Raw genomic sequence first — 24,910 nt, 5'->3', positions numbered from 1 at the left:
TCTCGTTGAGGTCTTACCCCGGTTCCACAGGCCCCGGAGGCGCTTCACCGCTCCGCCCGCCTCGCGACGAGGACACCACGACCAACGCGTCCGGAGACTTGGCCGCCCGCACCACCGGATATCCTACCGAACCGCCCGGCGCCGCGCCGCGTTTCCTCCCCCGCCCGAAGGCGGAGGTCTCCACGCTCAAGGAGATTTGATGAAGCTACGGCTGGCTCGTCGCGCAGTCGGTGATGCCGTGGTGGTGGCCGTCGAGGGCGAGCTCGATCTGTTCACCGCGCCCTTCCTGCGAGACGAGGTCCGGGACGCCATCAAACTCGACGGCGCCAGACTGGTCCTGGATCTGACCGCCCTGTCGTTCATGGACTCCAGCGGCCTGTCCGTGCTCATCGAGGCGTGGCGGCTGGCCACGGGGGAGGGGGGAGGGGTCTGCCTGGCGGCGCCGCAGGCCCCGGTGGCCCGGATCCTGCGTACCACGGGGCTCGACCGGCGGATAAAGGTCTATCCCGACGTGGGCAGCGCGGTCGGCGAGATTTAATCCACCCTGAGGAGAACTTCATTCGGTCTCCGGGTTAAAGTCCGCTCATGGATCTGAACGGAGCAGCAGCAGTCATCTCGGGCGGTGCCAGCGGCCTCGGTGAGGCCACGGCCCGCGATCTCGCCGCGCACGGTGCGGCCGTGGTCGTCGCCGACCTCAACGAGGAGCGCGGCAAGGCACTCGCCGACGAAATCGGCGCGACCTTCGTCAAGACCGACGTCTCCGACGAGCAGCAGGTGCAGGCGGCGGTGGACGCGGCCGTGGCGACCGGCAGGCCGCTGCGCGCCGTGGTGAGCAGCGCCGGCATCGGCTGGGCCGGCCGTACGGTCAACCGCGACGGCTCCCCCCACGACCTGGCGACCTACCGCAAGGTCATCGAGGTCAACCTGATCGGCACGTTCAACCTCATGCGCATCGGCGCCGCCGCCATCGCGAGGACCGAGCCGGTCGACGCGGACGGCCAGCGCGGCGTGATCGTCAACACCGCCTCCGTGGCCGCGCTGGAGGGCCAGACAGGGCAGGTCGCCTACTCGGCCTCCAAGGGCGGCATCGTCGGCATGACCCTCCCGGCCGCGCGGGACCTGGCCGCCGTCGGCGTCCGCGTCAACACGGTCTGCCCCGGCATCATCGACACCCCGATCTACGGTTTCGCGGCCGACGCCGAGGAGTTCAAGGCCAGGCTCGTGGCCCCGGTGGTCTTCCCCAAGCGGATGGGGCGCCCCGACGAGTTCGCGCACCTGGTCCGCTCGCTGATCGAGAACGACTACATGAACGGCGAGGTCGTCCGTTTCGACGGCGGCATCCGCTTCCAGCCCAAGTAGCGAGGAGCCTCCCCCGAGGGGCGGGAGGGAGCGAGAAGGAGGAAGCGGTGTCCGACGAGGTGCTGGTCGACGTCGACGGCGGTGTGGCCGTCATCACGATCAACCGTCCCCAGGCGAGAAACGCCGTCAACGGCGCGGTCGCCCGGGGCGTCGCCGCGGTGCTGGACGAGATGGAGGGACGCGGGGACGTATTTGCCTACGTTCTCACCGGGGCGGGCGGTACGTTCTGCGCGGGCATGGACCTGAAGGGCTTTCTGAGCGGGGACCTCCCGTACATCGAGGGCCGGGGGTTCGCCGGCCTCGTCGAGGCTCCGCCGAAGAAGCCGATCGTCGCGGCGGTCGAGGGCTACGCCCTGGCCGGGGGCTTCGAGCTGGCACTGGCCTGCGACCTCGTCGTCGCCTCCGAGCAGGCCGTGTTCGGGCTGCCCGAGCCCAGACGCGGCCTGGTCGCGGCGGCGGGCGGCGCGGCGCGGCTGCCCCGGCGCATCCCGTATCACATCGCCATGGAGATCGCGCTGACCGGCGACCACTTCCCGGCGACCCGGCTGCGGGAGGTCGGCCTGGTCAACCACGTCACGCCCCCGGGCGAGGCGCTGCCCAGGGCTCTGGAGCTGGCGGGGCGGATCGCGGCGAACGCCCCGCTGGCGGTCGCCGCGACCAAACGCGTGATCGTCGAGTCGGCCGACTGGAGCCGGGAGGAGATGTTCGCCAGGCAGCAGGAGATCATCACCCCGGTGTTCGGCTCCCAGGACGCGATGGAGGGCGCGGCGGCCTTCGCCGAGAAGCGCGCCCCCCGCTGGAAGGGCGAGTAGCCCCTTCCGCCGCTCTCCGTCCCCCGCCCCCCTGCCCGTCCGCGGCCGGGGGTGGGGGCGGGGCGCGCGGGAGGCCCCAGGAGCGTCCGGGGGGTGATTCAGGTGGTCGCCCCCGGCGCGTCCACCCCCACAAGTGCGTACGGTAAAGGTGTGGACGGGTGCGGCGGGGGCACTTGACGTCCAGGTGACCGCTCCGAGGCCAGGAGAGTGCAGTGAACGACTACGGGACCCGGATCACCCCTGCGGACGGGGTCGTCGGCGAGCGGCTCAGACGCAGGGCGAGCACCCTGGCCGTGGGTGCCGTGGGTGCCGCGATGCTCATCGTCGTCCTGGTGGCGGCCATGTGGGTGATCGAGGTCGCCGACTACGTGCTCCCCGCCGAGTTCGACGCCTACGGCATCAGGTCGTGGGATCCGCGGGGGCTGGGCGGGATCTTCGTGGCACCGTTCCTGCACGCGGGCTTCGGCCACCTCATGGCCAACTCGCTGCCGCTGCTGATCCTCGGTTTCCTCGCCGCGCTGCGCGGGATCGGCCGGTTCCTGCTCGCCAGCCTGATCATCATCGTCGTCAGCGGCCTGGGAGTCTGGTTCGCCAGCTCGCCGTCGGTGATCACGGTCGGCGCGAGCGGGCTGGTCTTCGGCTACTTCGGCCTCGTCGTCGCCCGGGGCCTGTTCGACCGCCGCGTCCTCGACGTGCTCATCGGCCTCGGCGTGGCGGCGGCGTACTACTCGATCATCTGGGGTGTGCTCCCCGGCGAGGCCGGCATCTCCTGGCAGGGGCATCTGTTCGGGCTGGTCGGCGGGGTCATGGCGGCCTGGGTGCTGCGCCGCAGGCGCCGGAGCGCGCTGCCCGCCTACTGATCCGCCCGTCCCCTGTCCTCCGTCACCCGTCCCTTGTCGCCCGGCGGCCCGCGGGGCCGGCCGAAGGGCCCCGGGGGTGGGGCCGGCTCTCCCCCCGGGGCCCGCGGTGGGTGGCCTAGAGCCGCTCGACCACGTGGTCGACGCAGTTCGTCAGGGCCTCGACGTCGTCGGGGTCGATGGCCGGGAACATCGCTATGCGCAGCTGGTTGCGGCCGAGCTTGCGGTAGGGCTCGGTGTCCACGATGCCGTTGGCGCGCAGGACCTTGGCGACCTGGGCGGCGTCCACCTCGTCGGCGAAGTCGATGGTGCCGACCACGTTGGAGCGGAACTCGGGCGCGGCGAACGGCGTGGTGTAGGAGGTCTTCTCCGCCCACGTGTAGAGCCGCCGGGCCGAGTCGGCGGTGCGGGCGGTGGTCCAGGCCAGGCCGCCGTTGCCGTTCATCCACTCGATCTGGTCGGCCAGCAGGAACAGCGTGGCGACCGAGGGCGTGTTGTAGGTCTGGTCCTTGACGGAGTTGTCGATCGCCACCGGCAGGCTGAAGAACTCGGGGACGTACCGGCCACCGCCGGAGATCTCCTCGACCCTGGCCAGCGCGGCCGGGGACATCAGGGCGATCCACAGGCCGCCGTCGGAGGCGAAGCTCTTCTGCGGGGCGAAGTAGTAGACGTCGAACTCGCTCGCCTGGACGGGCAGGCCGCCGGCGCCGGAGGTGGCGTCGACCAGGACGAGCGAACCCTCCTGGCCCACGCGCCTGATCGGCATCGCCACGCCGGTCGAGGTCTCGTTGTGGGTGAGCGCGTAGACGTCCACGCCCTCCTCCAGGCGGGCCTCGGGGTGGCTGCCGACCTCGGACTTGATCACGGTCGGCTCGCCCAGCCACGGGGCCTTGGCCACCACGGAGGCGAACTTGGAGGAGAACTCGCCGAAGTGCAGGTGCTGCGACCTCTCGCGGACGAGTCCGAAGGCGGCGATGTCCCAGAACGCCGTGGTGCCGCCGTTGCCCAGGACGACCTCGTAGCCCTCGGGGAGGGAGAACAGCTCCGACAGGCCCGCGCGGACGCGCCCCACGATCGACTTGACGGGCTTCTGGCGGTGAGAGGTGCCCAGCACGCTGGATCCGGAGGCGGCCAGAGCCGAGAGCTGCTCCGGGCGTACCTTCGATGGCCCGCAGCCGAAGCGGCCGTCGGCGGGCTTGATGTCAGAGGGAATCACGATGTCAGCCACCTGGCCAGCCTACTGAGCCCGCCGATTGCTACAGGCCGGGGTCCGTAATCTGAGATGGGTGTGGTGCACGTGAAAACGGTCGTCCCGTGCGGAGAACGGCTGTCGCGCGAGGGGCCGCGCGACAGCCGTACGGAGTGGGACCGGACCGGCCGGGCCGGTCGGAGCGACCGGGTGGGTCAGGTCGTAGGGGTCAGGTGAGGCGGATCAGAACGAGCCGACGACCGCGGCGCCGCCGGGGACGTCCTTGACCGAGCGCTGCGACGGGCCCACATATCTGGCGCTGGGGCGGACGAGCCTGCCCGTACGCTTCTGTTCCAGGATGTGAGCGGCCCAGCCGGCGGTGCGGGCGCAGGTGAACATGGAGGTGAACATGTGCGAGGGCACCTCGGCGAAGTCCAGGATGACCGCGGCCCAGTACTCCACGTTGGTGGCCAGCACCCGGTCGGGCTTGCGGGCGTGCAGTTCCTCCAGGGCGGCCTGTTCCAGCGCCACGGCGACCTCGTACCGCGGCGTGTTCAGTTCCTTGGCGGTACGGCGGAGCACACGGGCCCGGGGGTCCTCGGCGCGGTAGACGCGGTGGCCGAAGCCCATGAGGCGCTGGCCCTTGTCCAGCTCCCGCTGGACGTACTTCTTGGCGTCGCCCAGCTTCTCGACGCCTTCGATCATGTGGAGCACGCGGGCGGGGGCGCCGCCGTGCAGCGGTCCGGACATGGCCCCGATCGCGCCGCTCAGCGCCGCGGCCACGTCGGCGCCGGTGGAGGCGATGACGCGGGCGGTGAAGGTGGAGGCGTTCATACCGTGCTCGGCCGCGGACGTCCAGTAGGCGTCGATGGCCTGCACGTGCTTGGGATCGGGTTCGCCCCGCCAGCGGGTCATGAACCGCTCGACGATGCTGTTGGCCTTGTCGATCTGGCTCTGCGGGACCATCGGCAGGCCGAGGCCGCGGGCGGACTGGGCGACGAAGCTGAGCGCGGTCACGCTGGCCCGGGCCAGATCCTCGCGCGCCTGGGCGTCGTCGATGTCGAGCAGCTGGCGGAAGCCGTACGCGGGGGCCAGCATGGCCAGCGCGCTCTGCACGTCGACGCGGATGTCACCGGAGTGGACGGGGATGGGGTAGGGCTCGGCCGGGGGGAGCCCCGGCTGGAACTTGTTGTCGACGAGCAGGCCCCATACGTGTCCGAAGGTGACACGTCCGACCAGCTCTTCGATGTTGACGCCCCGATAGCGGAGGGCGCCCCCCTCTTTGTCCGGTTCCGCGATCTCCGTCTCGAAAGCCACTACGCCTTCGAGACCGGGTTTGAAGTCGGACATTCGCGGCCGCCTCCCTTTCTTGAAGTCAAAGCCTTGATGTCGAGATACCGGCGGGTCTTATTCAACCCTGCGAGGGGCGACGGTGTGCCGCCGGACCCTCCTGAACGGAATCGCCCCAGGTGGGGGGCGGTGCGTACTCTTTGCGTCAAGCACGGGAGAATACCTCCCTGTGGATGCCACATCGCGCCCGCCCTCGTTGGCCGGGCTTCGCCGTACCTACGAAGGTCTGCCTCTGCTGGAGGAGGACCTCGCCCCCGACCCCGTGACCCAGTTCGCCCGATGGTTCGACGACGCCGTGGCCGCCGGGCTTCCCGAGCCGAACGCGATGGTGGTCGCGACCAGCTCGGCCGGCGGGCTGCCGACGGCCAGGACCGTGCTGCTCAAGGGCTATGACGAGGAGGGGTTCGTCTTCTACACCAACTACGAGTCGCGCAAGGGCCGTGACCTGGCGGAGAACCCCCGGGCCGGCCTGCTCTTCCCCTGGCACCCCATCCGCCGCCAGGTGCGGGTGGAGGGCTCGGTGACCCGGCTGTCTCGCGCGGAGTCGGCCGCCTACTTCAGATCCCGCCCGTACGGCTCCCGCATCGGGGCCTGGGCGTCGCGGCAGTCCGCCGCCGTGCACTCCAGGCAGGAGCTGGACGACCGTTACGCGGAGCTGGCCGCCCGCTGGCCGGAGGATCCGCCGGTGCCGGACTTCTGGGGTGGCTTCCGGGTCGTTCCGCTGGAGGTGGAGTTCTGGCAGGGGCAGCTTGACCGCATGCACGACCGCCTCCGTTATCGCCGTTCCGGTGCCTCCTGGATGGTGGAACGCCTGGCCCCCTGATCGTCCTACCCGGCCCTTAGTGATATATCCCCATATGTCCGGCGGGACTGAGGGGGCGGCGTGGCATTCGGGAACTTCGTACGGCGATTGGCGGTGGACACCCGTCCACTGGCGATCCCGGCCTACCGGCGGCTCTGGATGGGCCAGGGCGTGTCGTTCATCGGCTTCCAGCTCACCTCGGTGGCGGTCAGCGCCCAGATCTACGCCATCACCGGGTCGTCGTTCTGGGTCGGCATGCTCGGCCCGGCCAACCTGATCCCCCTGGTGGTCTTCGGGCTCTGGGGCGGGGCGGTCGCCGACGCGGTGGACCGGCGCAGGCTGCTCCTGATCGGCTCGCTGATCGCCTGGACCGCGACACTCGGCCTGCTGCTCCAGGCCGCCCTGGGGGTGGCCCACGTCGGGCTGCTGCTGGCCACCGTGGCCGTGCACGCCACCGGATTCGCCCTCACAGGGCCGACCAGAGGGGCGATCGTCCCCCGGCTGGTCCCGGTCGAACTGGTCCCGGCGGCCAACACCCTCAACTTCCTGGTGGGCAACCTCGGCACCGTGGTCGGCCCGCTGGTCGCCGGGGTGGTACTCGCCCAGGGCGGCGTCGCCACCGCCTACCTGATCGATGCGCTGCTGTTCGGCGTCGGCTTCTACGCCGCGGTACGGCTGCCCGCGCTCGAACCGGTCGGCGAGGTGACCCGCCCCGGCCTCCGCTCCGTCGTGGACGGCCTGCGCTACATCTCCGGGCACCCGGTGGTGATGATGTCGTTCGTGGTGGACATCATCGCCATGGCGTTCGCGCTGCCCAGGGCGCTCTTCCCGGAGATCGTCGCCGAGCGGTTCGGCGGCTCGCCGATCGCGTTCGGCTGGCTGTCGGCGAGCATCTCGATCGGCTCGGTGGCCGGCGGCCTGCTGTCGGGCTGGGTGGGGCGGGTGCGGCGTCAGGGCATGGCCCTGACGTTCGTCATCGCCGCCTGGGGGCTCAGCGTCGCCGTGGCCGGGCTGGTGGGCGAGCTGTGGCTGATGGTCGCGTTGCTGGCGCTCGGCGGCGCCGCCGACCTGGTCTCCGCCGTATGGCGGCAGACGATCCTGCAGACCCACGCCCCCGACGACATGCGCGGGCGGATGCAGGGCGTGTTCACGGTCGTGGTCGCCGGCGGCCCCCGGCTGGGGGATCTGCGGGCCGGGGCGAGCGCGGTGTGGTTCGGGGCCACCGGGGCGTGGGTGGGCGGCGGGATCGCGTGCGCGGTCGTCGTGCTCGCCGTCGGGCTGGCCGTACCGGCCTTCAGGAGTTACCGGCCCGTGGCGCGGAGTGTTTGACCAGGCCGGGAAGGATTCGAGGCGTCCGGGTGTTGGCGTCCATGACCATCGTGGGCGGATCTCGCAATAGGGTCGTGGTCTGAGACTTTTCGGTCCCGCGCGGTCCCCGGGGGAGGACGCCGCGACGGGCCCGGAAACGAGTAGGGCGGGAGGAGCCTTGACCGCACACGGACTGATCGACACCACGGAGATGTACCTTCGCACGATCTTCGAGCTGGAGGAGGAGGGAATCGTCCCTCTGCGCGCGCGAATCGCCGAGCGGCTTCAGCAGAGCGGCCCCACCGTCAGCCAGACGGTGGCCCGTATGGAGCGCGACGGACTGGTCAGGGTCGAAGGTGACCGTCACCTGACCATGACCGAGCTGGGGCGCACGCTCGCGACCCGCGTCATGCGTAAGCACCGCCTCGCCGAGTGCCTGCTCACCCAGGTGATCGGGCTGCCCTGGGAGGAGGTGCACATCGAGGCGTGCCGCTGGGAGCACGTGATGTCCGAATCGGTGGAGGCGAGGCTGGTCAGCCTGCTGAACAACCCGACCGAGGACCCGCACGGCAACCCCATCCCCGGCCTTGAGGAGCTCGGTGTGATGGACGCTCCGAGGGTGGAGTGGCAGTCCCTGCCGTCCATGGCGGCGATGGCCGGACCCAGAGATATACCCGTTGTCGTCCGTCGAATTAGCGAACAAGTGCAAAGCGATCCGGCTGTGATGCTTAAACTCAAGCAAGTTGGGATACAACCCGGACGCGAGGTAACGCTCGCGGCGAGCGACGACGGTGTGCGGGTGACAGGTGACGACGAGGCGGAGAATACTCTGGCGGATCTTCCGCGAGACATCGCCGCGCACGTTTTCGTCTCCACACGCTGACCACTGCCCCTCTGGTTGGTTGAATTCCCCTCGGGAGACCCCTTACTCCCCTGCCGAGACCGCAGCAGGAGCCACCGTGGTTCGCTTTGCGCACAGCCTTCCCCGAGGAGTGGTCACCGGATGAAACGGTGGGGGGATCTGTCACAGGATGCCGCCGACCACCTTTCGGCCGGATCCGTCCTTGACCATGCCGAGATGGCGGTGGTCGTCACCGACCGCTTCAGCAACGTCGTGTACTGGAATCCGTTCGCCGAGAGGCTGTTCGGCCACCCCGGCACTTCGAGCCGCGACCGGTCGCGCTCCCTGGGCATCATGGAGAAGGATCACCCGCTCGCCGTGGAGCTCGCCAAGCACGTGCTCAAGGGCGGCGTCTGGGAGGGCACCTTCGACGTCAGGCGCGGTGACGGGACGATCATCTACGTCCGAGCCCAGGCGGTGCCTTTGCGGCACCCGTCCGGATCGGTGACGGGGATCGTCATCACCGCCCGCGAGGCGATGCGCAGCAACGAGCGGGAGAAGGACCGGTTCGGCCTGCTGGAGCGGATCGGTGAGCGGCTGGCCGGCTCGCTGTACGTCGAGGAGACCCTCAAGCGCGTCGCCGAGATGCTCGTCCCGCAGTTCGCCGATCACTGCTTCATCGAGCTGATGCAGGGCGACCGGATGACCCGCAGGGTCTCCACCCACGTGCCGGGCTGGAAGCCGCCGCCCGACACCTGGGCACCGCTCGGCGCCGAGGTCAACTACCCGGCGGGGCACTACGCCGACATCGCGCTGCGCCGTCAGGAGACCGTCCTGGTCGAGGACTTCTCCCAGACCAACTACCCCAGCACGGGCCCGGCCAAGTCCCGCCTCGCGGCCGAGGTCGGGATGACCTCGGCCATCGTGGCGCCGCTCTGCGTGCGCGGTGAGGTCCTCGGGCTGATGTACCTCGGCCTGTCCAACCTGACCGACCGGCGCAGCCCCCACTACGACGCCTTCGACCGTGACTTCGTCGGGACCATCGCCACCCGGGTCGCGCTGGCCGTGGACAACGCGCTGCTGTTCGAGGAGGAGCGGCACACCGCGGAGTCCTTCCAAAAGCACCTGCTGCCCGCCGAGCTGCCCGAGCTCGACGGGCTGGAGATCGCGGTCCGCTACTGCCCGGCGGCCCCGCTCGCCTCGCACGGCCAGGGCATTCAGACCCAGGTCGGCGGCGACTGGTACGACGTCATCCCGCTGTCGGCGGGCCGGGTCGGCATCGTCATCGGCGACGTCGAGGGCCGAGGCCCCAAGGCCGCCGCCGTCATGGGCCAGCTCCGGGCCGCGCTGCGCGCCTTCGCCCAGGATGACAAGCCCCCCGCGGAGATCCTCGCCAAGCTCGACGAGTGGACGAACATCGTCGCCATCCCCGAGAGGGACGACAGCGGCGTCGACGTCAGCGTCCCGCCCATCGTCACCTGCCAGTACCTCGTCTACGACGCCTGGTCGCGGCAGCTGTCGTTCGCCAACGCCGGGCACTCCCCGCCGCTGCTCCTCGTCGACGGCACCTGCACCGAGCTGCACATCGAGGAGGTCGGCCAGCCGCTCGGCGTCCGCGCCACCGGCCTCCACGCCGACCTGGTCTACAAGGAGGAGACGCGGATGCTGCCCCCCGGGGCCGCGCTGCTGCTCTACACCGACGGCCTGGTGGACCGCCGTCCCAGCCGCGACGCCGACGGCCGGCCGCTCAGCGCCGAGGAGAACCTCGACATCCTCTGCGAGAGACTCGCCGACACCTGCGACGCCCCGGCGGAGCACATCGCCCAGGCCGCGACGGACGCGGTGCCCGGCGACATCGACGACGACATGGCGATCCTGGTGGTCAGGTCCGCCCGCGACGACCTCGACGTGGAGGAGCGCACCTTCCCGGCCCAGCCGATCATGGTCGGCGAGGCCCGCCGGATGGCGGCGGAGGCGTTCACCGGGTGGAACGTCCCCGAGGAGCCGGCCGAGCTGGCCTGCCTGCTGGTCTCGGAGGTGGTCACCAACGTCGTGCTGCACGCCGCCAACTCCAGTGTCCCGCGACGAGGGCTCGTGGTGGGCGCCGCCGCGCCGATCCCGTTCGAGGAGTCCTGGGACGTCTCCGGCTTCGACAGCCTCGACGAGGAGATCGTCAACGAGAAGGAGTTCACGCTCCGCCTCCGCCGGGGCGGCGAGTCGGTCTGGGTCGAGGTCTTCGACCAGGACCTGCGCCTGCCCCGCATCCGCAGCGCCGGAGAGAACGACGAGGGTGGCCGAGGGCTCTACCTCGTCGACCAGCTCGCCAAGCGCTGGGGCTCACGCCCCACCAAGGAGGGCAAGGCCGTCTGGTTCGAGATCCCCACCAAGACCCGCTGAGCCCTCCTGGACGTGAGGACAGGCCGTCCCCTAGCGGAACGTCTGTCCCCACAGGGCGAGCATCACCAGGATGAACACCACCATGATGCCCGCGTAGGCGATCGGGCCGAGCCGTACGGCCCGCCGTAGCCGGTTGAGCCCCCAGGCGAACAGGAACGCCAGGAAGATCAGCAAGATCAGTCCGCTGTCCATCAACACCGCCTCTGGGAAGCCTACGCTGACCAGTATGCGCCGGCGGTGAGGATCTTGTGATGATTAACCGCGACGACGATCGGATGACGGCCGGGCACGGATTAACCACGGCACGGGGCCCCGTGGCATGGTTGCCCACGTGACCAGAGCGAAGATGACACGTGTGCTGCCGGTCCTGCTGGGGGCCGTGCTGGCCGCGGGGCTGTCCGCCTGTTCGGGCGGGGACGGTTCGCCTGTCGAGGCCTCCGGTTCACCGGCGGCCTCCGCCTCCGTGACGTCTCCGGGTGCCGCGTCCCCCGGTGAGGCTGTGACCCCGGACGCCGTGACACCGGGCGGGATCACGACCCCGGGCGGGACCGCGACGCCCTCGCGGGAGACGCCGCTCGGCGAGGGGAACGTCTCCGGGATCAGAGAGATCGACGCCGAGGAGACCGGGCAGCTCAGTCTGCTGGGCACCGGGTCGATCGTGGTGGACACCGGCCGGGGCGTGAAGGAGGCGCTGCTCACCGGCGACACGGTGGTGCTCGACACGCAGGGGAGCGTCTGCGCCGAGGGGGCGATCCCGCACCGGTGCTCATCGAGGCAACTGGCGAAGGCCCTCAAGGCGGGCGTCTCGTTCTACGCCAAGGTAATGGTCTCGGACGGTATGGCCGTGCGGATCGAGGAGATCGTCAAGGATTGACCTCCGAGGTCCCGATCTGTCCGGAGCCTGGAGGGGTGTCCGGATCCCGATCTCTCCGAAGGGACGGCCGAGGGGCCTTCCCCTGAGGGGCGCCGGAACCCCGATCCTCTCGGAGGGCACGGTGCGGAAATCGGGTTCAGAAGTTGGGTTCAGAAGTCGAACGAGCGGCCGATGATCTCTTTCATGATCTCGGTCGTGCCGCCGTAGATCGTCTGAACGCGGCTGTCCATCCAGGCTCTGGCCACCGGGTACTCCGTCATGTAGCCGTAGCCGCCGTGCAGCTGGAGGCAGCGGTCGATCACCTTGTGCTGTAGCTCGGTGGTCCACCACTTCGCCTTGGCGGCGTCCACGGCGTTCAACCGGCCGGCGTTGAGCGCCAGGACGCACCTGTCCACGTAGTGCCGGGCGATCTCGACCTCGGTGTCCAGCTCGGCGAGCACGAACCGGGTGTTCTGGAAGCCGCCGATGGCGCGGCCGAACGCCCTCCGGGTCCTGCAGTATTCGATGGTCTGCCGCAGGACGGTCTCGGCGGCGGCCACGGCCATCACGGCGATCGACAGGCGCTCCTGCGGCAGGTTGGCCATGAGCTGGAAGAAGCCCCGGCCCTCCTTCTCGCCCAGCAGGTTGGCCCTGGGCACCCGGACGTTCTCGAAGAACAGCTCCGCGGTGTCCTGGGCGTGCATGCCGATCTTGTCGAGGTTGCGACCCCGGACGAAGCCCTCCATGCCCCGCTCGACCACGAACAGCGAGATGCCCCGGGCGCCCGCCTCCGGGTCGGTCTTGGCGACCGCGACGACCAGGTCGGAGTTGATGCCGTTGGTGATGAAGGTCTTCTGGCCGTTGAGGAGGTAGTCGTCCCCCTCGCGCACCGCGGTGGTCCGGATGCCCTGAAGGTCGCTGCCCGCCCCGGGCTCGGTCATCGCGACGGCCGTGATCAGCTCACCGCTCACGAACCCGGGCAGCCAGCGGGCCTTCTGCTCGTCGTTGGTGAGATCGACGAAGTAGGGGGCCATCACGTCGTTGTGCAGGGAGTAACCCAGGCCGGTCGCCCCGATCGCCATGATCTCCTCCACGATCACAGCGTTGTAGCGGAAGTCCTTGACCCCCGCCCCGCCGTACTCCTCCGGCACCCCGAAACCGAACATCCCGATCTTTCCGGCCTTCTTCCACACCTCGCGTGGGACGATGCCGTCCTTCTCCCACTGGGCGTGGTGAGGCACCACCTCGCGGGCCAGGAACTCGCGCACGGTCTCACGGAAGAGCAGGTGCTCCTCCTGGAAAATGTCTCGTTCCATTGACTGCCTCCTCAGGAGCCTGTAGTAACAGAATACAATTCTGTTACTTTCAGGTACAGGCGGGTGCGCCTTTGAATATGCCCAGTTGGTGAGGGTTGTGTACCGTTTTCGTTCGCAACCCGGACAGATCACAGGTTTGCCACAGTCTCCTGGGGGTCTTGTCATCCCCCTGCGAGGGGACATCCGAGGGCAGTACGATCCGGGCCTAGTTTGTGATCAGATGACCACTTTGTAACCAGGTGCCGACGATCGGAGTGCGCGATGTTTCGCAGGGGAACAGGGCTCCGTAGATCTCTTGTCGTTTCGACCCTCGGTCTCATCTGGGGAGCGCTGCTCGTAGCCTCTCCACCCCCAAGTGCCGCGGATGACTACGAGCCGTATCTCTATGACTGCCACAAAGGCGAGGGTCCAGTCGGCCGGGTTTCCGTGACGGTCGCGGTCCCCGGCCCGGTTTATGTGGATCGGCCACTGGTTGTTAAGTGGAAGCTGGGGTCTTTCAAGCTGGCATCCCCCGGAGATTTTCCCAAGGGGGGGCACTTCCTCGCCACGGCGACTTCTAAGATCACTGGACTCTGGGAAGAAAACAGCCGGACCTATCTCACCCTCCCATCGCTGGGGCGTAGAGATCTTTCTGTGATTAAGGCCGACGATCAAATTGAGATCCCACAAGATCTTTCCGGCCAGGTGACGGCTCCGAAAGGCGGAACCGCCGACATCATTCCGGGAGATATTTCTGTCGACTTCGCCCCTGCCGAACGTTTGATCAACGACAGCGACCCCGGCGGGCCGAGCTCGGACGATCCTCATGTCGTTCGGTTTGGGCCGTCTCCGGGGGGAGGATGGACCCAGGAAGCGCGAGGCCAGGACAGAGAGCCTGATGACAGGGCTTACGGTAACGATATTCATGAGACCAAGACCAGGGGTGCGACCGCCACAGTCGAGTTCATCGGAACGGGCATAGAGTATTTCGGTGAGCGAGCCAAGGGCGTGGGGGCCGTAGACGTTTCCTTGGAAACGCAGGCCGAGCCGAAGCCTCCGGTCATCACCGACACCGTCAACGCCTCGATTTATAATGGCCAGCCCATTACCGGTGACACCGTGTATGTAAAGCAGTCGCTCTGGTCGAAAACCAATCTCCCGTACGGGAAGCACATTCTGACGTTGAAAAATGCGTCCGACAACGCGATGCGTGTAGACGCGTTCAAGGTCTACTCTTCCACCGTTGCGGCCGATGAGCCGTCCCCCTACCGAGTGGTCTGCAAGCCGGCGAGCGAGACTGTGATTCGAACGCTGAAGGTAAAGGTGGACAGGACGCCCGTCAGTCCGTCTCCCACTCCGACTCCGACGGTCACGGTCACCAAGACGCCTACCCCCGGGGTCACCTACACGACCACCCCGCCGGCCTCCACCGCCACCCCCAAGCCCACGCTGACCGTGACGGCGACCGTGACCCCCACCCGGCCCACCCCGACCGCTCCCCAGGTGTTCGTGACGCCCACGGGAGGCGCCCATACCGGTGAGGCCCCCGATGAGGGCCGTCCCTCAGGGATGGGGTTGATCAGCGGGGGAACTGCCATGCTTCTCGGCAGCGTGTTCGGTGGAGTGGCCCTGAAGAGGCGCCGGGCGGCGCACGTGCGTGGTCGAAGATAGGTAAGGAGGGGCCGGGATGTATCCAGGGCCTTCGCAGGACGATCCGGACGCTTATTACGGCGACAGCCGGGCGGCCAGGAGCAGGGGAAGCATCCTGCTCCCCACCCTGCTCGTGGTCGGCTCGCTCGGCGGAGTGGCCGCGATCATGGCGGGGCTGCTCACCTACCTGTCGCCGGCGGCCGAGGACGAGTCGTACGGACCTCCCGTGCCGCAGGCGGCGAACACCCTGTTCCTGGAGAATGTTCCGGAGCCGGGGGAGCAGACGGCCCCGGAGCGGCCGGAGCAGCGGCCGGAGCCCGCGACGACCTTGCCGTCGAGTGTGGGGCCGGGCGGGCTGGACGTGCCGTTGACGGCCGCGGCCCCCACCGCGCCCCCGCCGCTGCCCGTCGTCAAACCACCGGCGCCGCTCAAGGGCGAGGGCGTACAGCCGACCCGGCTGGCCATCCCGAAGATCGGTGTCCTGGCTCCGCTGATGCCGCTCGGCGTGGACGCCAAGAAGGAGATCGAGACCCCGCCGCTGAGCAAGCCGAACCAGGCCGGCTGGTACAAACTCGGCCCGATCCCCGGCCAGCAGGGCCCCTCGGTGCTGCTGGGGCACGTGAACACCCGCGCCGGAGCCGCAGTCTTCAGCCGCCTCAAGGAGATCCGGCGCGGAGACAAGATCAGGGTGTTCCGGTCGGACGGGACCGTCGCGGAGTTCACGGTGGACGGGGTGGAACAGGTCAGTAAGAAGACGTTCCCGTCGAGGCGGGTCTACGGGAACACGGGTGAGGCGACCCTGCGGCTGATCACCTGCGGCGGCGTCTACAACCGTGAGACCCATCACTACACCGACAACATCATCGTCTACGCGACCCTGTCGAAGACCGGCCGGGCCTGACCGCGTCTGACCACATCGTCCACCATCCCGCCTGCGACCCCTGGAGCTGACAGCGGCGGGCCTGGTTGCCTGGACGCCCTCTCCCCGCTCCGTTTTCCCGCTTCACGCGGTCGGTCGCGGGTTGTGCTGGTAGGGGGGTGGGTGGCGGGGGCCGCCGGGTGGTGGGTGGTGGAGTTCGGTTTGCTGGATGAGGTTGATGAGGTCGTGGGGGTTTCGGGTTTCGATGGGTTCGGGGTGGGTGGTGATCCAGCAGGGGAAGGCCCAGTAGCGGCGGGCCCAGGGGCGCCAGAGGATGGCCCAGCCGGGGTTGCGGGCCTCCAGGTCGCGGGCGGTGTCGGCCGAGCCGGGGCCGTGGGTGAGATCAGGGCCCGGACGGGAGCCGGGGCCGGGGGCGGGATCAAGGCTCGGGTCGAAGCCGGGGCCGGGGCCGGGGCCTGGACCGGGGTCGAAGCCGGGGCTGGGGGTGGGGCCAAGGTCGGGGGTGTCGGGGGCGGGCATGGCCTCTCCGGTGGGTGTGGTGGGGCTGGCCTGGTGGAGTTGCGAGAGGGTGGTGCGGGCCGGTTGAGTGCCACCCCTGGGACCGGCCCGCACCTGTCTTTCCGCGTGTCCCGTCCTTTCGGTGTCCCTGGGAGGCGCGGAAAGGGGGCGCGGCGGCGGTGGTGGGAGGCGGCCCCCCACTGGGCTTGCCTTCCTGTCCGGCCGCCGCGCCGGTCTCAGTTCGCCGTTTCCGCCGGGTTCGCCGTTTCCGCGGCCTTTGCTGGGTCCGCCTCCGCCTCCGCCGCCTCTGGTTTGGCCGGGGTGCCGGTTGTGGTGAGGTGGTTGGCGATGTGGGCGGCGATGTGGGCGGCGATGTGGTCGATCTGGGTGGCGGGGGCGTGTTCGGCGCGTTGGCCGGGGTGGGCGGACCAGAAGAAGGTGTGGCCGGTGGGGTCGGTCCAGATGGTGAGGTCGTTTTTGATGTGCAGGCGGGGTAGTCCGTCGTCGTAGGCGGTGGAGGTGTGGACGCCGTGGTGGTGCAGGGCCTGTTGCAGGCGGCCGGCGGCGGCGACGGCGGCGGTGCGCGGCCGGTGGAGGGCCGCGTCCGGTGGGGCTGTCGGGGGGAGCGGGAAGAGGATCACGGTGGGCTCCTTTGCCGATGCGATGCGGGGGGCGGGATGGTGTTTCGTGGCCGGTGGGCTGAAGGCGGGGCTGGGGGCCGGGGCTGGGGTATGGGGCTGGGGTGGGGTTGCGGGGGTGGTCGGTTCCGTTGCCGGTGGGTAGGGGTGTGGCCCCGGGAGCGCCCGTCCGGCTCCCCTCCTTTTGGCGGCTGGGCGGGGGGAGTGGGGGTGTTCCCGGGGCCACTGGGAGCGGCGGGCCTCCGCCGTGGCCCCTTTGCCTCGTGCCGGGGAAGCGGGCAGGGGGTCACTGCGGTGGATGGGGCCCGCCGCTGGTCTATGGCCGGGGTACGGAGGCCGGTGGCCTGGGTGTGGAGGCGCGCCGCCAGGTGATCGAGGGCGCGGGCCCGATCGCCGGACCGCCGGGGGAGCGGGAGGAGAAGGCGACGGGGTGGTGGCCGTACAGCCGCCACACCACCGGTCGGTCACCCTTGGCCGGGGGCTGGATCCGTTCGGCGGTGGGGTCGGCCATCAGGTCATTGGGGGAGCGCATCGCGATGCTCCGGGGCACCCGGCGGCTGCTGGATGAGGTGCTTGGCGAGGTGCTCGGCGGCCAGGACCGGCGTGCGGTACATGGCCAGCCGGGGTCTGGTGCGACGGCCCGGCCCCTGAATCGTCCACCAGATGTGTTCGCCGTCGGTGCGGACGAGCAGGCCGGGGGCGACCGAGAGCGCGATGCGCCCGGAGGCGAGCACGTGGGCGTCGGCCCTCACCTCGTGTGCGAGCAGCGCGTCCTGGAGTTGGGCGGCCATGACGACGGCGCTCCTGTGCCGGGGGCCGAAGACGAACTTCCGGCGTCGGCCGCCCGACACGGCTGTGGTCGCGGCGGCGTCAGGCATGGTAGGCCTCGCGGGTGACCGGGCCGGCGAAGGTCGGAATGAGAGTTTCGCCGGTCCTGTTTTCGCGCGTTTTCATAGCCGCCGCGAATTGTGTGGCCGTTGAATGGAAGAGGGACACAGGAAAACTGTATAACCCTCGTCACCGTAAGTCACTCACAGTTTATTTAGACTGGATGGTTAACTGTCAGTGACGGCGGGTTCTCTCCGGTCAATACGGCAGCCGGATCGCGTCGGCGAGTTCGCGAATCTCGGGAGTGAGGGTGCGGCGCCGTTCAATGACTTTTCCGAGAATGTCGCGTGCGTACCGTTGTGTCGTGATCCATTCCGGGGTGCGTCGGCGAATATCCTGCAGAATCTCCATCCCCTCCGTGGTGTTACCGGTCCTGACATATGCGGAGGCGACATCGAGCCGGTGGCGCGCCCAGACTCGCGTGCTCGGAAACCTGGAGCGGTCGATGCGCGCGCCGATTTTGAGGGTCACCTCGGGCCGGTCCTGGATAAGGGCGTTCTCCGAACGGATCATGGCCACCGTCATCGGCCCGAACACGGTCGAGTTGCCGGCGTCCCGGATGTAGTCGGGGCCGACCCCGGCCGCGGCCATCTGCGCGAACCGCAGGGCGTTCTCCGCCTCGCCCGGCCGGTTGTCGCGGGAGGCGGCCACCGACATCCGGAGCATTATCCGGCCCCAGCCGCACAGGTCGCCGCGGCTGGCCTTGGTCATGCGCGGCTCGATGTCGTCGGCCCAGCGAATGGCGAGATCCCGGGTCTCCGCGAACCGCCCCTGCCGGATCAGGCCCCAGCACTTCAGGTCGATCGCCGCCGTGGCGGTTTCCTCGTCGGGGGCGTCGTCCAGGGCCAGGGCGACGGCCTGCTCGGCCACCTCGTGCTGCCAGGTGTGTGACATGAGCCAGGCGGCGATCTGCAGCACCTGCGAGCGGAGCTTGCGCGCGTCGGCCTTGGCCTGCCCCTCCGACAGGTTCACGAGCCGGTCCAGGTCGCGCAGCATGGGAGGGAAGATCGCTTGCAGTGTGGAGTAACGGGTGGCTGCGAACGCAGGCGCGGCGGTGCCGGTGAGGATCTCGGTGAGCCCTTCCAGGGTGGGGGTCTCCTCGGGTTCGGCCCCGTCGTACTGGCCTTCCAGCGCACGTCGGACGGGAGTCCACTGTTCGACGTCGGAGGTGTGGGCGGGAGCACCGTCACCTGCCGGGAGCAGGGTCGAAGTCGGCACGCGCAAGGCCTTCGCGAGCCGGTGGACGGTCTCCAGTCGGGTGTCCTCGACGGCTCCCCGCTCCAGTTGACTGATCCAACTCGCCGACACACCGGACTTTTCGGCAAGTTCGGTTTGAGTGAGACCACGTCGCTTACGAATGGATTTGAGTAGCCCCGAAAGCTCGGCCGTCATGTTACGGTCAGACATGGCCCTGCCCTTTCGCTGAAGAACTGGAACGTCTTCAGATTAAGTGCGCAGGGCTCATTTGTGTCCCGAAGTGGCCACAGAATTTTCATCCCCCGGCAAGGATGGCCGTTCCGGAAGGTGTCCCTTACCATGCTGACCTAGAGGAATGGCGCTGGGTGTCAGTTTCGGTGGAGCCGGATGAAAACTGTTATTGACCGCTATTGGCGGGCGATGTGCAATGAGTGTGTCGCTAGTCCTGCACGCGATCGGAGAGGAAACCCCATGATCGACCTGTACGGCAAGGGCTTGGTCGGCCTTGCCAATGATTCTGCGGCTACTCCCCGGACATTGATCACGCCTGAGCTGTTTACCCGGCTCACCAAGCGCATCGCCGCTGAGCATCCGGAGCACGCCGACATCGCTGAGCCCATCATGGAACAGACACTGGCCTTTCTGGCAGCATGTGCCGCCCATCCGACAGTCCGGCTCGCTCCTTCTGAGTTGGTGGACCTTGGTTGGCACGCCTTCGTCCTTTACACCCGTGAGTATGCCGATTTTTGCCACCGAGTCGCGGGACAATTCATCCATCATGTTCCTGATGACACTCCCGATCGGCCCAGCAGCGGATCAACCGCCTCCGCCACTGTCACGGTCATGCGTGATCTGGGTTTGCCAGTGATCAATGATTTATGGTCCGTGAAGGCGAACTGCGAGGGCAAGTGTAAACCCGATCCGTGTTCCCAGTGCCACCAAGGGTGCACTGACAGTAACTAGTCGATCCCGGCCCTGCGGACGGCGTACTGTGCTTGGGGTGACCGAACACCAATGGACCGACCTTCCTGCCGCTGTGCGTGCTCAGGTGGAGAACTTCTGCGGTTTCATCCGTGAGGTCACCGCCGTGCCCGCAGGGTTGACCGCAGGCATCGCCGTACGGCTGGACACCGAACGAGGCCCCCTCTTCCTCAAGGCACTGCCCGCCGACTCCCCCTCGGCCGTGCTCTACCAGCGCGAACGGCACGTCAACGCCGTACTGCCCGCCGAGGTGCCCACGCCCCGTCTGTGCTGGAGCGGGCAGAACGCGGGATGGCTCACCCTGCTGTTCGACCACGTGACCGCACATCACGCCGCCGATCTGGGGCCGCCCTCCCCTGACGTGGTCGCTCTTCTTGACGTCGTCGCGCTCCTGGGGGAGAGGCTCACCCCCAACCCGGGCGCCGATGTGCCGCCCCTCGCCGACAACGTGGCCTTTCTCGTCCGCCGCGCCGACGCGCTGCTCGCCGCCCCTCCGCCCGACCTGGAGAGCCTGACTCAGTACCGCAGCGCCCGCCGGGGCTTGGAGGTGGACGCGCTCACCGGGACCTCCCTGCTCCACGCTGACCTGCACGAGGGCAACCTCCTGGCCGGGACGGACCACCTTCACGTTATCGACTGGGGCCTGGCCTGCCAGGGACCGGCATGGGCGGAGGTCGCGCTGCTGATCCCCCGCCTCATCGCCGCCGGGCACACTCCGGCGGAGGCCGAGGCGCTAGCGGCGAGGCTCCCGGTGTGGAAAGTCGCCCCGGAAACCGCGGTGACCGGTCTTGCGGCCGTGTGGAGCCTGTTCCGGGAGTTCGTCGCCCGCAACGGCCCTCAGCGCATCCGGGCGTCACGTGCTCGCGCGGCCGACGCCGGCCGTGCCTGGGTGGAGCACCGCACCCGCTAGCCGCCTCGCTTGCTGAGAATCGAGCACCCGGGCGGCGATCATTCCGCTGGTGGTCTCGTAACCGCGTATACCCAGCTCAACTAACGAATGGCGGCTGCCGTACCAGTCAATGCCTCAGCCTGCGGAATCAGGGCGGACGGATCGCCCAGCCACACACGCTGTCGCCCGTCGGCGGTGACGGTGAGGCCGAACTCCTCGTGTCCCGGCCGCCCCCGCGCGCTCCACCACCGGTGAGCGGCCTCGGCCTCGCCCCACAGGCTGCGCGGTCCCCCCTGGGAGACGCGCGAGGCCGAGGGGTCGTCCTCGTTGAAGTACACCGCCGCCCACGACAGGTCACCCAGGCCGTACAGCCATACCGTCATGGTGCCGCGCGGAGAGCGCCCGTGGGTGTAGACGCACTCGGGCATCAGCAGGCCGAGCACGAAGTCCACCGCGGCGTAGGAATCGTCGGACAGGACGTCGGTCGCGGTGAGCGAGGTGGTGGACTCGCGGGTGTCGGCGGGCCAGCCGTTGGGCAGGTAGTCCCGATGCCGGGGCCATTCGCCGCGCTGGGAACGCACGTGCATGAACCGGGTGGGGCCGACGAAACGCCCGCCGGCGGCGCCGTCGACGTCGACGGCCAGCCGCACGAGGGCGTTCTGATCGGTGAAGGCCGGCCCCCATGGCATTACCAGCACGCCGCCGGGCCGGGTCTGCTCGATCCAGGACCGCGGAACCTCCCGCACCCCCGCCGTCACGAGGATCCGGTCGTACGGCGCCCGCTCCGGCCAGCCGAGCAGGCCGTCACCGACGACGAGCCGCGGATGCCACCCGGCGGCGGCCAGCGCCGTACGCGCCGTCTTGGCCACCGCCTCGTCGATCTCGATCGACGCCACGTTGTCCTCACCCAGCCGGGCCGACAACAGGGCCGCGCACCAACCGGTTCCCGTACCGACCTCCAGCACCCTCGCCCCGTCGAACACCGACAGCTCCCGGAGCATGTCGAACACCACACCGGGCATCGAACTGGAGCTGGTCGCCAGCTCGCCGCGCTCGGGGCCGTCGTGACGGCCGTCGTCCCACTGCGTGGTGATGGGCACATCCGCGTCAGCCCACCGCAGCCATTCGGCGGGGTCGTCGGCCTTGGAGACCACGATGCGCCGTCCCTCGACGGAGGGCCACATCACCTCGGGCAGGAACAACTCGCGGGGGACGGCGTCGTAGGCGGGTGCCCAGTCCGGGGACATCGCGCCGGAGGCCAGCAGGTGCTCACGCAGACGCCGCCGTCCCGGCCCCACGCCGGTGGTCACTTCGCGCTGGGCTTCGCATGCCTGCCGTCGTCGGGACGGCCGTCGGACTTCTCCTTCGTCTGCGGTGGCGGCACGAAGTCCTCTTCTTTTTCGCCGGGCTTCCCTTGGTGCTCTCCCATGTGTCTTCTCTCCCTCGCCGGGCTCCTGACGCGGAGTGTTCGCCAGTAAGCGTAGAGTTCGGAGAGTGGGCCTGATAGGCGTTTCCGCGATAGGTTCACGCATCGCCTGGCTGGAGCGGGCAGAGCGCGGGACGGCTCACCCCGCTGTTCGACCACGTGACCGCCCACCACGCCGCCGACCTGGGCCCGGTCTCTCCTGACGTGGCCAACTCTGTCAGCGGGACTGTGGGAGGAAAGGACAACAGCCGTGAGCTTGCAAGGCCGTGCTGCGAGGATTTTTGCGGCGGGTCTCGCCCAGGACGTCACGGCTGGGAGACAAGCTGGATCCGGGTTTTGTCGTCGTAGGGAACGACGATCGTCTGGTCACGGCCGAGGGTCCAGGTCCCGCTGACCAGGAAGAGACGGCCGTCGGAGGCCAGGAGCAGACGGAAGCCTCGGTACCGGTAGGCGAAGGCGGGATTCTTGCCGGTGATCCTGAGAGCGCTCTGGGTGACGCCGGACGGGAGCCCCGACAGCGGCTCCTTGGTGTCGATGATGATTTCGGGGCGCTTGGCGAGGTCGTGGGCGTCCTCCTCTCCTCTGCCGGTGCCGTAGGCCCAGGCGACCTGGGTTGAGGCCCAGAACAGACCTGCGACGGCCAGGCCGATGGCGCAGATCACACTGTTTCTGGCGAGACGTTGCGGCACCAGCGGGCGATCGCGGTTCTTTCCGTAGGCCCAGACGCCGTAGACCACGGTGGCCGGGCCGAACGCCAGTGACAGCGGGGTGACGCCGATGACCACACTTGTGGCGGCGCCCTCGACGAACACGCCGATCAGTGCGCGGCCGATCAGGAGCAGGCCGACGAGCTCGATCCCGGCCACGAGAAAGGTGTTGGCGATGTCGTCCGGGTGGCGGGCGAGCTGCCACGTCATGGCGACGTGGACTCCGACCACCAGCAACGCGCCCAGGAAGATCAGCGCTGCCGGTACGTAGATGACCTCAAGCCCGTACAACAACAGACTCTGGTTGGACAGGCCTGTCATCTCCAGGGAGACACCGAAGTAGTCGAAGCGGGCGCGCGTTGCGACATAGCCGAAGTAGATCAGCAGCGCGGTCGCCAGCGTCGTCGGGCCGATCGCCTCGGTGAGCTGCTGGATCCGGGTCGAGATCGGTTCCTGTGGTGCCGGGGCCGGTTCCTCCGCTGCCGGTTCCTCGCTCGTCACTCCTCCTCCGGCTCCTCCGTCGACGGGCCGGGATTCTCCGGAATGGTGGTAGGAGACGGGGCGGGGGATGTTTCCCTCAACGGCGAGGGCGGGGGCGAGGAGGAAGGGGAAGACAAGGAGGAGGGGGAAGGGGAGGAGGAAGAGCCGACGTATACCTCGATCTGAGGGACGTCAGTGGTCGTCCCGCTGATCTCGACCGGCGCTCCCAATGTCGGAGGCGGCCCCTGCCAGTCCTTCACCTCGTTGCAGGGTGTGTCCTCCACGGTGACACACACGTATCGGAAGTGGACCGCCGCCTGAACGAGATAGGGGGTCGGCGAGGCGTCGCCGGTGAGGATCGCTCCCGCGAGGCACGAGCTGCCGGCCCCCAGTCGTATCCCATTACACGGGGGAGCTCCGGTGGGCGCGCAGTGCGTGACGTTGGCGCGGGCGGCGGCCGACCTCGGGCCGGAGATCACGGTGAAGGAAACCGATTCGACGACTCCGGTGGTGGCGGTGCCGTTGGTGATAAACATGCAGCCGTCCTCGTTGGGATTGCCGTCGAGATGCACGCCGTTCCAGTGGATGCTGCGCCGGCCGTTCGGCTGTGTCCTCGGCGGCGAGCCGTTGCTGGGCGTCGACGGTTGCGGCACTTTCCCGTCCGTTCCCCTGGGAGACACCCCGGCGGTTGGGACATTTGATGTGATTGGGACGCCTGATGTGGTCGGGATGTTTAGGCCGTGACTCATTTGGCGATCGGTCGTTAGATCACTCGTGGATGCGTTCCTTCAACGACTGGTGCCCGACGAGCTGTGGGAGTTGTTCCAGCGCGTGGTTCCCCCGGCGCCCGCCCGGCCGCAAGGCGGCGGGCGGCGACGGGTGAATGACCGCGTCATTCTTGCGGCCATCGTCTACGTGGCCACCACCGGCTGCGCCTGGCGGCAGCTGCCGCCGGTCTTCGGCGCCTCCTGGCAGACGGTCAACCGCCGTTTCGCCGAATGGAGCACCTCCCGGGTGTGGGCCAAGCTGTACCGCCTCCTGCTGGACGAACTCGGCGCCCGAGGCGAGCTGGACTGGTCGCGGTGCGCGATCGGCTCGGTCAGCGTGCGCGCGGTCAAAGGGGGGCCTGACCGGCCCCAGCCCCGTCGATCGCGGTAAGAAAGGCTCGAAGATCCACCTCATCACCGAGCGCACCGGCCTGCCGCTCGCTATCGCGATCAGCGCGGCCGGCACTCACGACAGCCTGGCCCTGCAACCGCTGATACGGAGTATCCCGCCGATCCGCTCCCGGCGCGAGCCACGACGCCGCCGGCCCGCCAAGCTGCATGGGGACAAGGGCTACGACTACCCCCACCTGCGGATCTTCCTGCGCAGCCGCGGCATCGTCTCGCGCATCGCCCGCCGGGGCATCGAGTCCGGCCACAGGCTCGGCCGTCACCGCTGGGTCGTCGAACGGGTGCGCCGTGAGGCGCTTGTTGATCGTGTGGAGGTGAGAAACCTGCACCAACTCGCTGTCGTAGCAGGGGGTTGAAGCTGAGGGCAGCCTGATCCGGGAGGTGCCGGGGAGGGCGGGAAGCAGCCCTGACAAAGCCGGGGCGGGACCAGTACTGCCA

General features: G+C 68.9%; 27 protein-coding genes. 15 read left to right on the top strand and 12 right to left on the bottom strand.

What is annotated here, in order from left to right:
- Window positions 1-199: 199 nt before the first annotated feature.
- The 4 genes from ABZ194_RS18845 to ABZ194_RS18830 all read left to right on the top strand — a co-directional run bounded on the left by ABZ194_RS18845 (window position 200) and on the right by ABZ194_RS18830 (window position 3,031).
- Window positions 200-538, top strand: coding sequence for an STAS domain-containing protein (locus tag ABZ194_RS18845; protein WP_355597849.1), 339 nt, complete (start codon window positions 200-202; stop codon window positions 536-538).
- Window positions 539-585: 47 nt separating this feature from the next.
- Complete coding sequence (locus ABZ194_RS18840) at window positions 586-1,359, top strand: SDR family oxidoreductase (RefSeq protein ID WP_355597847.1); 774 nt, start codon at window positions 586-588, stop codon at window positions 1,357-1,359.
- A gap of 47 nt (window positions 1,360-1,406) precedes the next feature.
- Entirely contained in the window at window positions 1,407-2,171 is a 765-nt protein-coding gene (locus ABZ194_RS18835) for a crotonase/enoyl-CoA hydratase family protein (protein ID WP_355597845.1), read from the top strand.
- Window positions 2,172-2,383: 212 nt separating this feature from the next.
- A complete protein-coding gene (locus ABZ194_RS18830; RefSeq protein WP_355597843.1) occupies window positions 2,384-3,031 on the top strand; it encodes a rhomboid family intramembrane serine protease in 648 nt (215 codons plus the stop codon).
- Window positions 3,032-3,146: 115 nt separating this feature from the next.
- On the opposite strand, the gene serC is transcribed toward ABZ194_RS18830, so the two are convergent.
- The gene (serC, locus tag ABZ194_RS18825; protein WP_355597841.1) at window positions 3,147-4,256 is read right to left on the bottom strand and encodes a phosphoserine transaminase; all 1,110 of its coding nucleotides are present in this window, start codon (window positions 4,254-4,256) and stop codon (window positions 3,147-3,149) included.
- 204 nt (window positions 4,257-4,460) lie between these two features.
- Complete coding sequence (locus ABZ194_RS18820; RefSeq protein WP_355597839.1) at window positions 4,461-5,567, bottom strand: citrate synthase 2; 1,107 nt, start codon at window positions 5,565-5,567, stop codon at window positions 4,461-4,463.
- Between the two features lie 169 nt (window positions 5,568-5,736).
- Here ABZ194_RS18820 and pdxH point away from each other — a divergent pair, with 169 nt between their 5' ends.
- From pdxH to ABZ194_RS18800, 4 genes are all read left to right on the top strand, one after another.
- Window positions 5,737-6,390 (top strand): pyridoxamine 5'-phosphate oxidase, encoded by a 654-nt coding sequence (gene pdxH / locus ABZ194_RS18815; protein ID WP_355597837.1) that lies wholly within the window; start codon window positions 5,737-5,739, stop codon window positions 6,388-6,390.
- 60 nt (window positions 6,391-6,450) lie between these two features.
- The gene (locus ABZ194_RS18810) at window positions 6,451-7,698 is read left to right on the top strand and encodes an MFS transporter (RefSeq protein ID WP_355597835.1); all 1,248 of its coding nucleotides are present in this window, start codon (window positions 6,451-6,453) and stop codon (window positions 7,696-7,698) included.
- Window positions 7,699-7,855: 157 nt separating this feature from the next.
- Entirely contained in the window at window positions 7,856-8,560 is a 705-nt protein-coding gene (locus ABZ194_RS18805; RefSeq protein WP_355597833.1) for a metal-dependent transcriptional regulator, read from the top strand.
- Between the two features lie 120 nt (window positions 8,561-8,680).
- Window positions 8,681-10,915 carry a SpoIIE family protein phosphatase gene (locus ABZ194_RS18800; protein WP_355597831.1) on the top strand — a complete coding sequence of 745 codons (2,235 nt, stop codon included), beginning with the start codon at window positions 8,681-8,683 and terminating at the stop codon, window positions 10,913-10,915.
- Between the two features lie 30 nt (window positions 10,916-10,945).
- On the opposite strand, the gene ABZ194_RS18795 is transcribed toward ABZ194_RS18800, so the two are convergent.
- Window positions 10,946-11,107, bottom strand: a complete 162-nt coding sequence (locus ABZ194_RS18795; RefSeq protein WP_355597829.1) for a hypothetical protein — start codon at window positions 11,105-11,107, stop codon at window positions 10,946-10,948.
- Window positions 11,108-11,246: 139 nt separating this feature from the next.
- Here ABZ194_RS18795 and ABZ194_RS18790 point away from each other — a divergent pair, with 139 nt between their 5' ends.
- Window positions 11,247-11,789, top strand: a complete 543-nt coding sequence (locus ABZ194_RS18790; RefSeq protein ID WP_355597827.1) for a hypothetical protein — start codon at window positions 11,247-11,249, stop codon at window positions 11,787-11,789.
- A gap of 149 nt (window positions 11,790-11,938) precedes the next feature.
- On the opposite strand, the gene ABZ194_RS18785 is transcribed toward ABZ194_RS18790, so the two are convergent.
- Complete coding sequence (locus ABZ194_RS18785; protein ID WP_355597825.1) at window positions 11,939-13,084, bottom strand: acyl-CoA dehydrogenase family protein; 1,146 nt, start codon at window positions 13,082-13,084, stop codon at window positions 11,939-11,941.
- A 633-nt stretch (window positions 13,085-13,717) separates the two neighbouring features.
- Here ABZ194_RS18785 and ABZ194_RS18780 point away from each other — a divergent pair.
- Entirely contained in the window at window positions 13,718-14,734 is a 1,017-nt protein-coding gene (locus tag ABZ194_RS18780; RefSeq protein WP_355597823.1) for a hypothetical protein, read from the top strand.
- Window positions 14,735-14,750: 16 nt separating this feature from the next.
- Window positions 14,751-15,614, top strand: a complete 864-nt coding sequence (locus tag ABZ194_RS18775; RefSeq protein WP_355597821.1) for a class F sortase — start codon at window positions 14,751-14,753, stop codon at window positions 15,612-15,614.
- A 102-nt stretch (window positions 15,615-15,716) separates the two neighbouring features.
- Here ABZ194_RS18775 and ABZ194_RS18770 read toward each other — a convergent pair whose 3' ends face one another.
- The 5 genes from ABZ194_RS18770 to ABZ194_RS18750 form a co-directional block, all read right to left on the bottom strand.
- Window positions 15,717-16,112 carry a hypothetical protein gene (locus ABZ194_RS18770; protein ID WP_355597819.1) on the bottom strand — a complete coding sequence of 132 codons (396 nt, stop codon included), beginning with the start codon at window positions 16,110-16,112 and terminating at the stop codon, window positions 15,717-15,719.
- A 215-nt stretch (window positions 16,113-16,327) separates the two neighbouring features.
- The gene (locus ABZ194_RS18765) at window positions 16,328-16,732 is read right to left on the bottom strand and encodes a hypothetical protein (RefSeq protein WP_355597817.1); all 405 of its coding nucleotides are present in this window, start codon (window positions 16,730-16,732) and stop codon (window positions 16,328-16,330) included.
- A gap of 313 nt (window positions 16,733-17,045) precedes the next feature.
- On the bottom strand, window positions 17,046-17,261 hold the full coding sequence (locus ABZ194_RS18760; protein ID WP_355597815.1) for a hypothetical protein: 216 nt from the start codon (window positions 17,259-17,261) through the stop codon (window positions 17,046-17,048).
- A complete protein-coding gene (locus tag ABZ194_RS18755; protein ID WP_355597813.1) occupies window positions 17,245-17,607 on the bottom strand; it encodes a hypothetical protein in 363 nt (120 codons plus the stop codon). Before ABZ194_RS18755 ends, ABZ194_RS18760 begins: the two co-directional genes overlap by 17 nt.
- A gap of 208 nt (window positions 17,608-17,815) precedes the next feature.
- Window positions 17,816-19,009 (bottom strand): helix-turn-helix transcriptional regulator, encoded by a 1,194-nt coding sequence (locus ABZ194_RS18750; protein WP_355597811.1) that lies wholly within the window; start codon window positions 19,007-19,009, stop codon window positions 17,816-17,818.
- 276 nt (window positions 19,010-19,285) lie between these two features.
- On the opposite strand from ABZ194_RS18750, the gene ABZ194_RS18745 reads away from it, so the two are divergent.
- Window positions 19,286-19,777 carry a hypothetical protein gene (locus ABZ194_RS18745; protein ID WP_355597809.1) on the top strand — a complete coding sequence of 164 codons (492 nt, stop codon included), beginning with the start codon at window positions 19,286-19,288 and terminating at the stop codon, window positions 19,775-19,777.
- Window positions 19,778-19,814: 37 nt separating this feature from the next.
- Entirely contained in the window at window positions 19,815-20,705 is an 891-nt protein-coding gene (locus ABZ194_RS18740) for an aminoglycoside phosphotransferase family protein (RefSeq protein WP_355597807.1), read from the top strand.
- Window positions 20,706-20,785: 80 nt separating this feature from the next.
- Here the strand turns inward: ABZ194_RS18740 and ABZ194_RS18735 are convergent, their stop codons facing one another.
- The 3 genes from ABZ194_RS18735 to ABZ194_RS18725 all read right to left on the bottom strand — a co-directional run bounded on the left by ABZ194_RS18735 (window position 20,786) and on the right by ABZ194_RS18725 (window position 23,318).
- Window positions 20,786-21,994, bottom strand: coding sequence for a methyltransferase domain-containing protein (locus ABZ194_RS18735; RefSeq protein WP_355597805.1), 1,209 nt, complete (start codon window positions 21,992-21,994; stop codon window positions 20,786-20,788).
- On the bottom strand, window positions 21,991-22,113 hold the full coding sequence (locus tag ABZ194_RS18730) for a hypothetical protein (protein ID WP_355597803.1): 123 nt from the start codon (window positions 22,111-22,113) through the stop codon (window positions 21,991-21,993). The genes ABZ194_RS18735 and ABZ194_RS18730 overlap by 4 nt, the downstream gene beginning before the upstream one ends.
- A gap of 302 nt (window positions 22,114-22,415) precedes the next feature.
- The gene (locus ABZ194_RS18725) at window positions 22,416-23,318 is read right to left on the bottom strand and encodes a hypothetical protein (protein WP_355597801.1); all 903 of its coding nucleotides are present in this window, start codon (window positions 23,316-23,318) and stop codon (window positions 22,416-22,418) included.
- Between the two features lie 399 nt (window positions 23,319-23,717).
- On the opposite strand from ABZ194_RS18725, the gene ABZ194_RS18720 reads away from it, so the two are divergent.
- Window positions 23,718-24,041 (top strand): hypothetical protein, encoded by a 324-nt coding sequence (locus tag ABZ194_RS18720; RefSeq protein ID WP_355597799.1) that lies wholly within the window; start codon window positions 23,718-23,720, stop codon window positions 24,039-24,041.
- Window positions 24,042-24,071: 30 nt separating this feature from the next.
- Window positions 24,072-24,828, top strand: a protein-coding gene (locus ABZ194_RS18715) for an IS5 family transposase (RefSeq protein WP_355597797.1) whose coding sequence is annotated in 2 segments (ribosomal slippage) — window positions 24,072-24,424 and window positions 24,423-24,828 — 759 coding nt in all. Because the reading frame shifts where the segments join, the coding sequence is not laid out codon by codon here.
- Window positions 24,829-24,910 lie beyond the last annotated feature (82 nt).

Origin of the sequence: Streptosporangium sp. NPDC006007, assembly GCF_040614315.1 — a bacterium.
In the GTDB taxonomy this organism is placed as follows: Bacteria; Actinomycetota; Actinomycetes; order Streptosporangiales; family Streptosporangiaceae; genus Streptosporangium.
This window is presented reverse-complemented; position numbering and strand designations above follow the sequence as displayed.

What these genes read in the sequence shown, in the direction of transcription:
- ABZ194_RS18745 (WP_355597809.1), top strand. Translation starts at nt 19,286, where the DNA reads ATGATCGACCTGTACGGCAAGGGCTTGGTCGGCCTTGCCAATGATTCT.
- ABZ194_RS18755 (WP_355597813.1), bottom strand. Translation starts at nt 17,607, where the DNA reads ATGCCTGACGCCGCCGCGACCACAGCCGTGTCGGGCGGCCGACGCCGG.
- ABZ194_RS18840 (WP_355597847.1), top strand. Translation starts at nt 586, where the DNA reads ATGGATCTGAACGGAGCAGCAGCAGTCATCTCGGGCGGTGCCAGCGGC.
- ABZ194_RS18750 (WP_355597811.1), bottom strand. Translation starts at nt 19,009, where the DNA reads ATGACGGCCGAGCTTTCGGGGCTACTCAAATCCATTCGTAAGCGACGT.
- ABZ194_RS18785 (WP_355597825.1), bottom strand. Translation starts at nt 13,084, where the DNA reads ATGGAACGAGACATTTTCCAGGAGGAGCACCTGCTCTTCCGTGAGACC.
- ABZ194_RS18845 (WP_355597849.1), top strand. Translation starts at nt 200, where the DNA reads ATGAAGCTACGGCTGGCTCGTCGCGCAGTCGGTGATGCCGTGGTGGTG.
- ABZ194_RS18795 (WP_355597829.1), bottom strand. Translation starts at nt 11,107, where the DNA reads ATGGACAGCGGACTGATCTTGCTGATCTTCCTGGCGTTCCTGTTCGCC.
- ABZ194_RS18775 (WP_355597821.1), top strand. Translation starts at nt 14,751, where the DNA reads ATGTATCCAGGGCCTTCGCAGGACGATCCGGACGCTTATTACGGCGAC.
- ABZ194_RS18800 (WP_355597831.1), top strand. Translation starts at nt 8,681, where the DNA reads ATGAAACGGTGGGGGGATCTGTCACAGGATGCCGCCGACCACCTTTCG.
- ABZ194_RS18730 (WP_355597803.1), bottom strand. Translation starts at nt 22,113, where the DNA reads ATGGGAGAGCACCAAGGGAAGCCCGGCGAAAAAGAAGAGGACTTCGTG.
- ABZ194_RS18820 (WP_355597839.1), bottom strand. Translation starts at nt 5,567, where the DNA reads ATGTCCGACTTCAAACCCGGTCTCGAAGGCGTAGTGGCTTTCGAGACG.
- ABZ194_RS18760 (WP_355597815.1), bottom strand. Translation starts at nt 17,261, where the DNA reads ATGCGCTCCCCCAATGACCTGATGGCCGACCCCACCGCCGAACGGATC.
- ABZ194_RS18770 (WP_355597819.1), bottom strand. Translation starts at nt 16,112, where the DNA reads ATGCCCGCCCCCGACACCCCCGACCTTGGCCCCACCCCCAGCCCCGGC.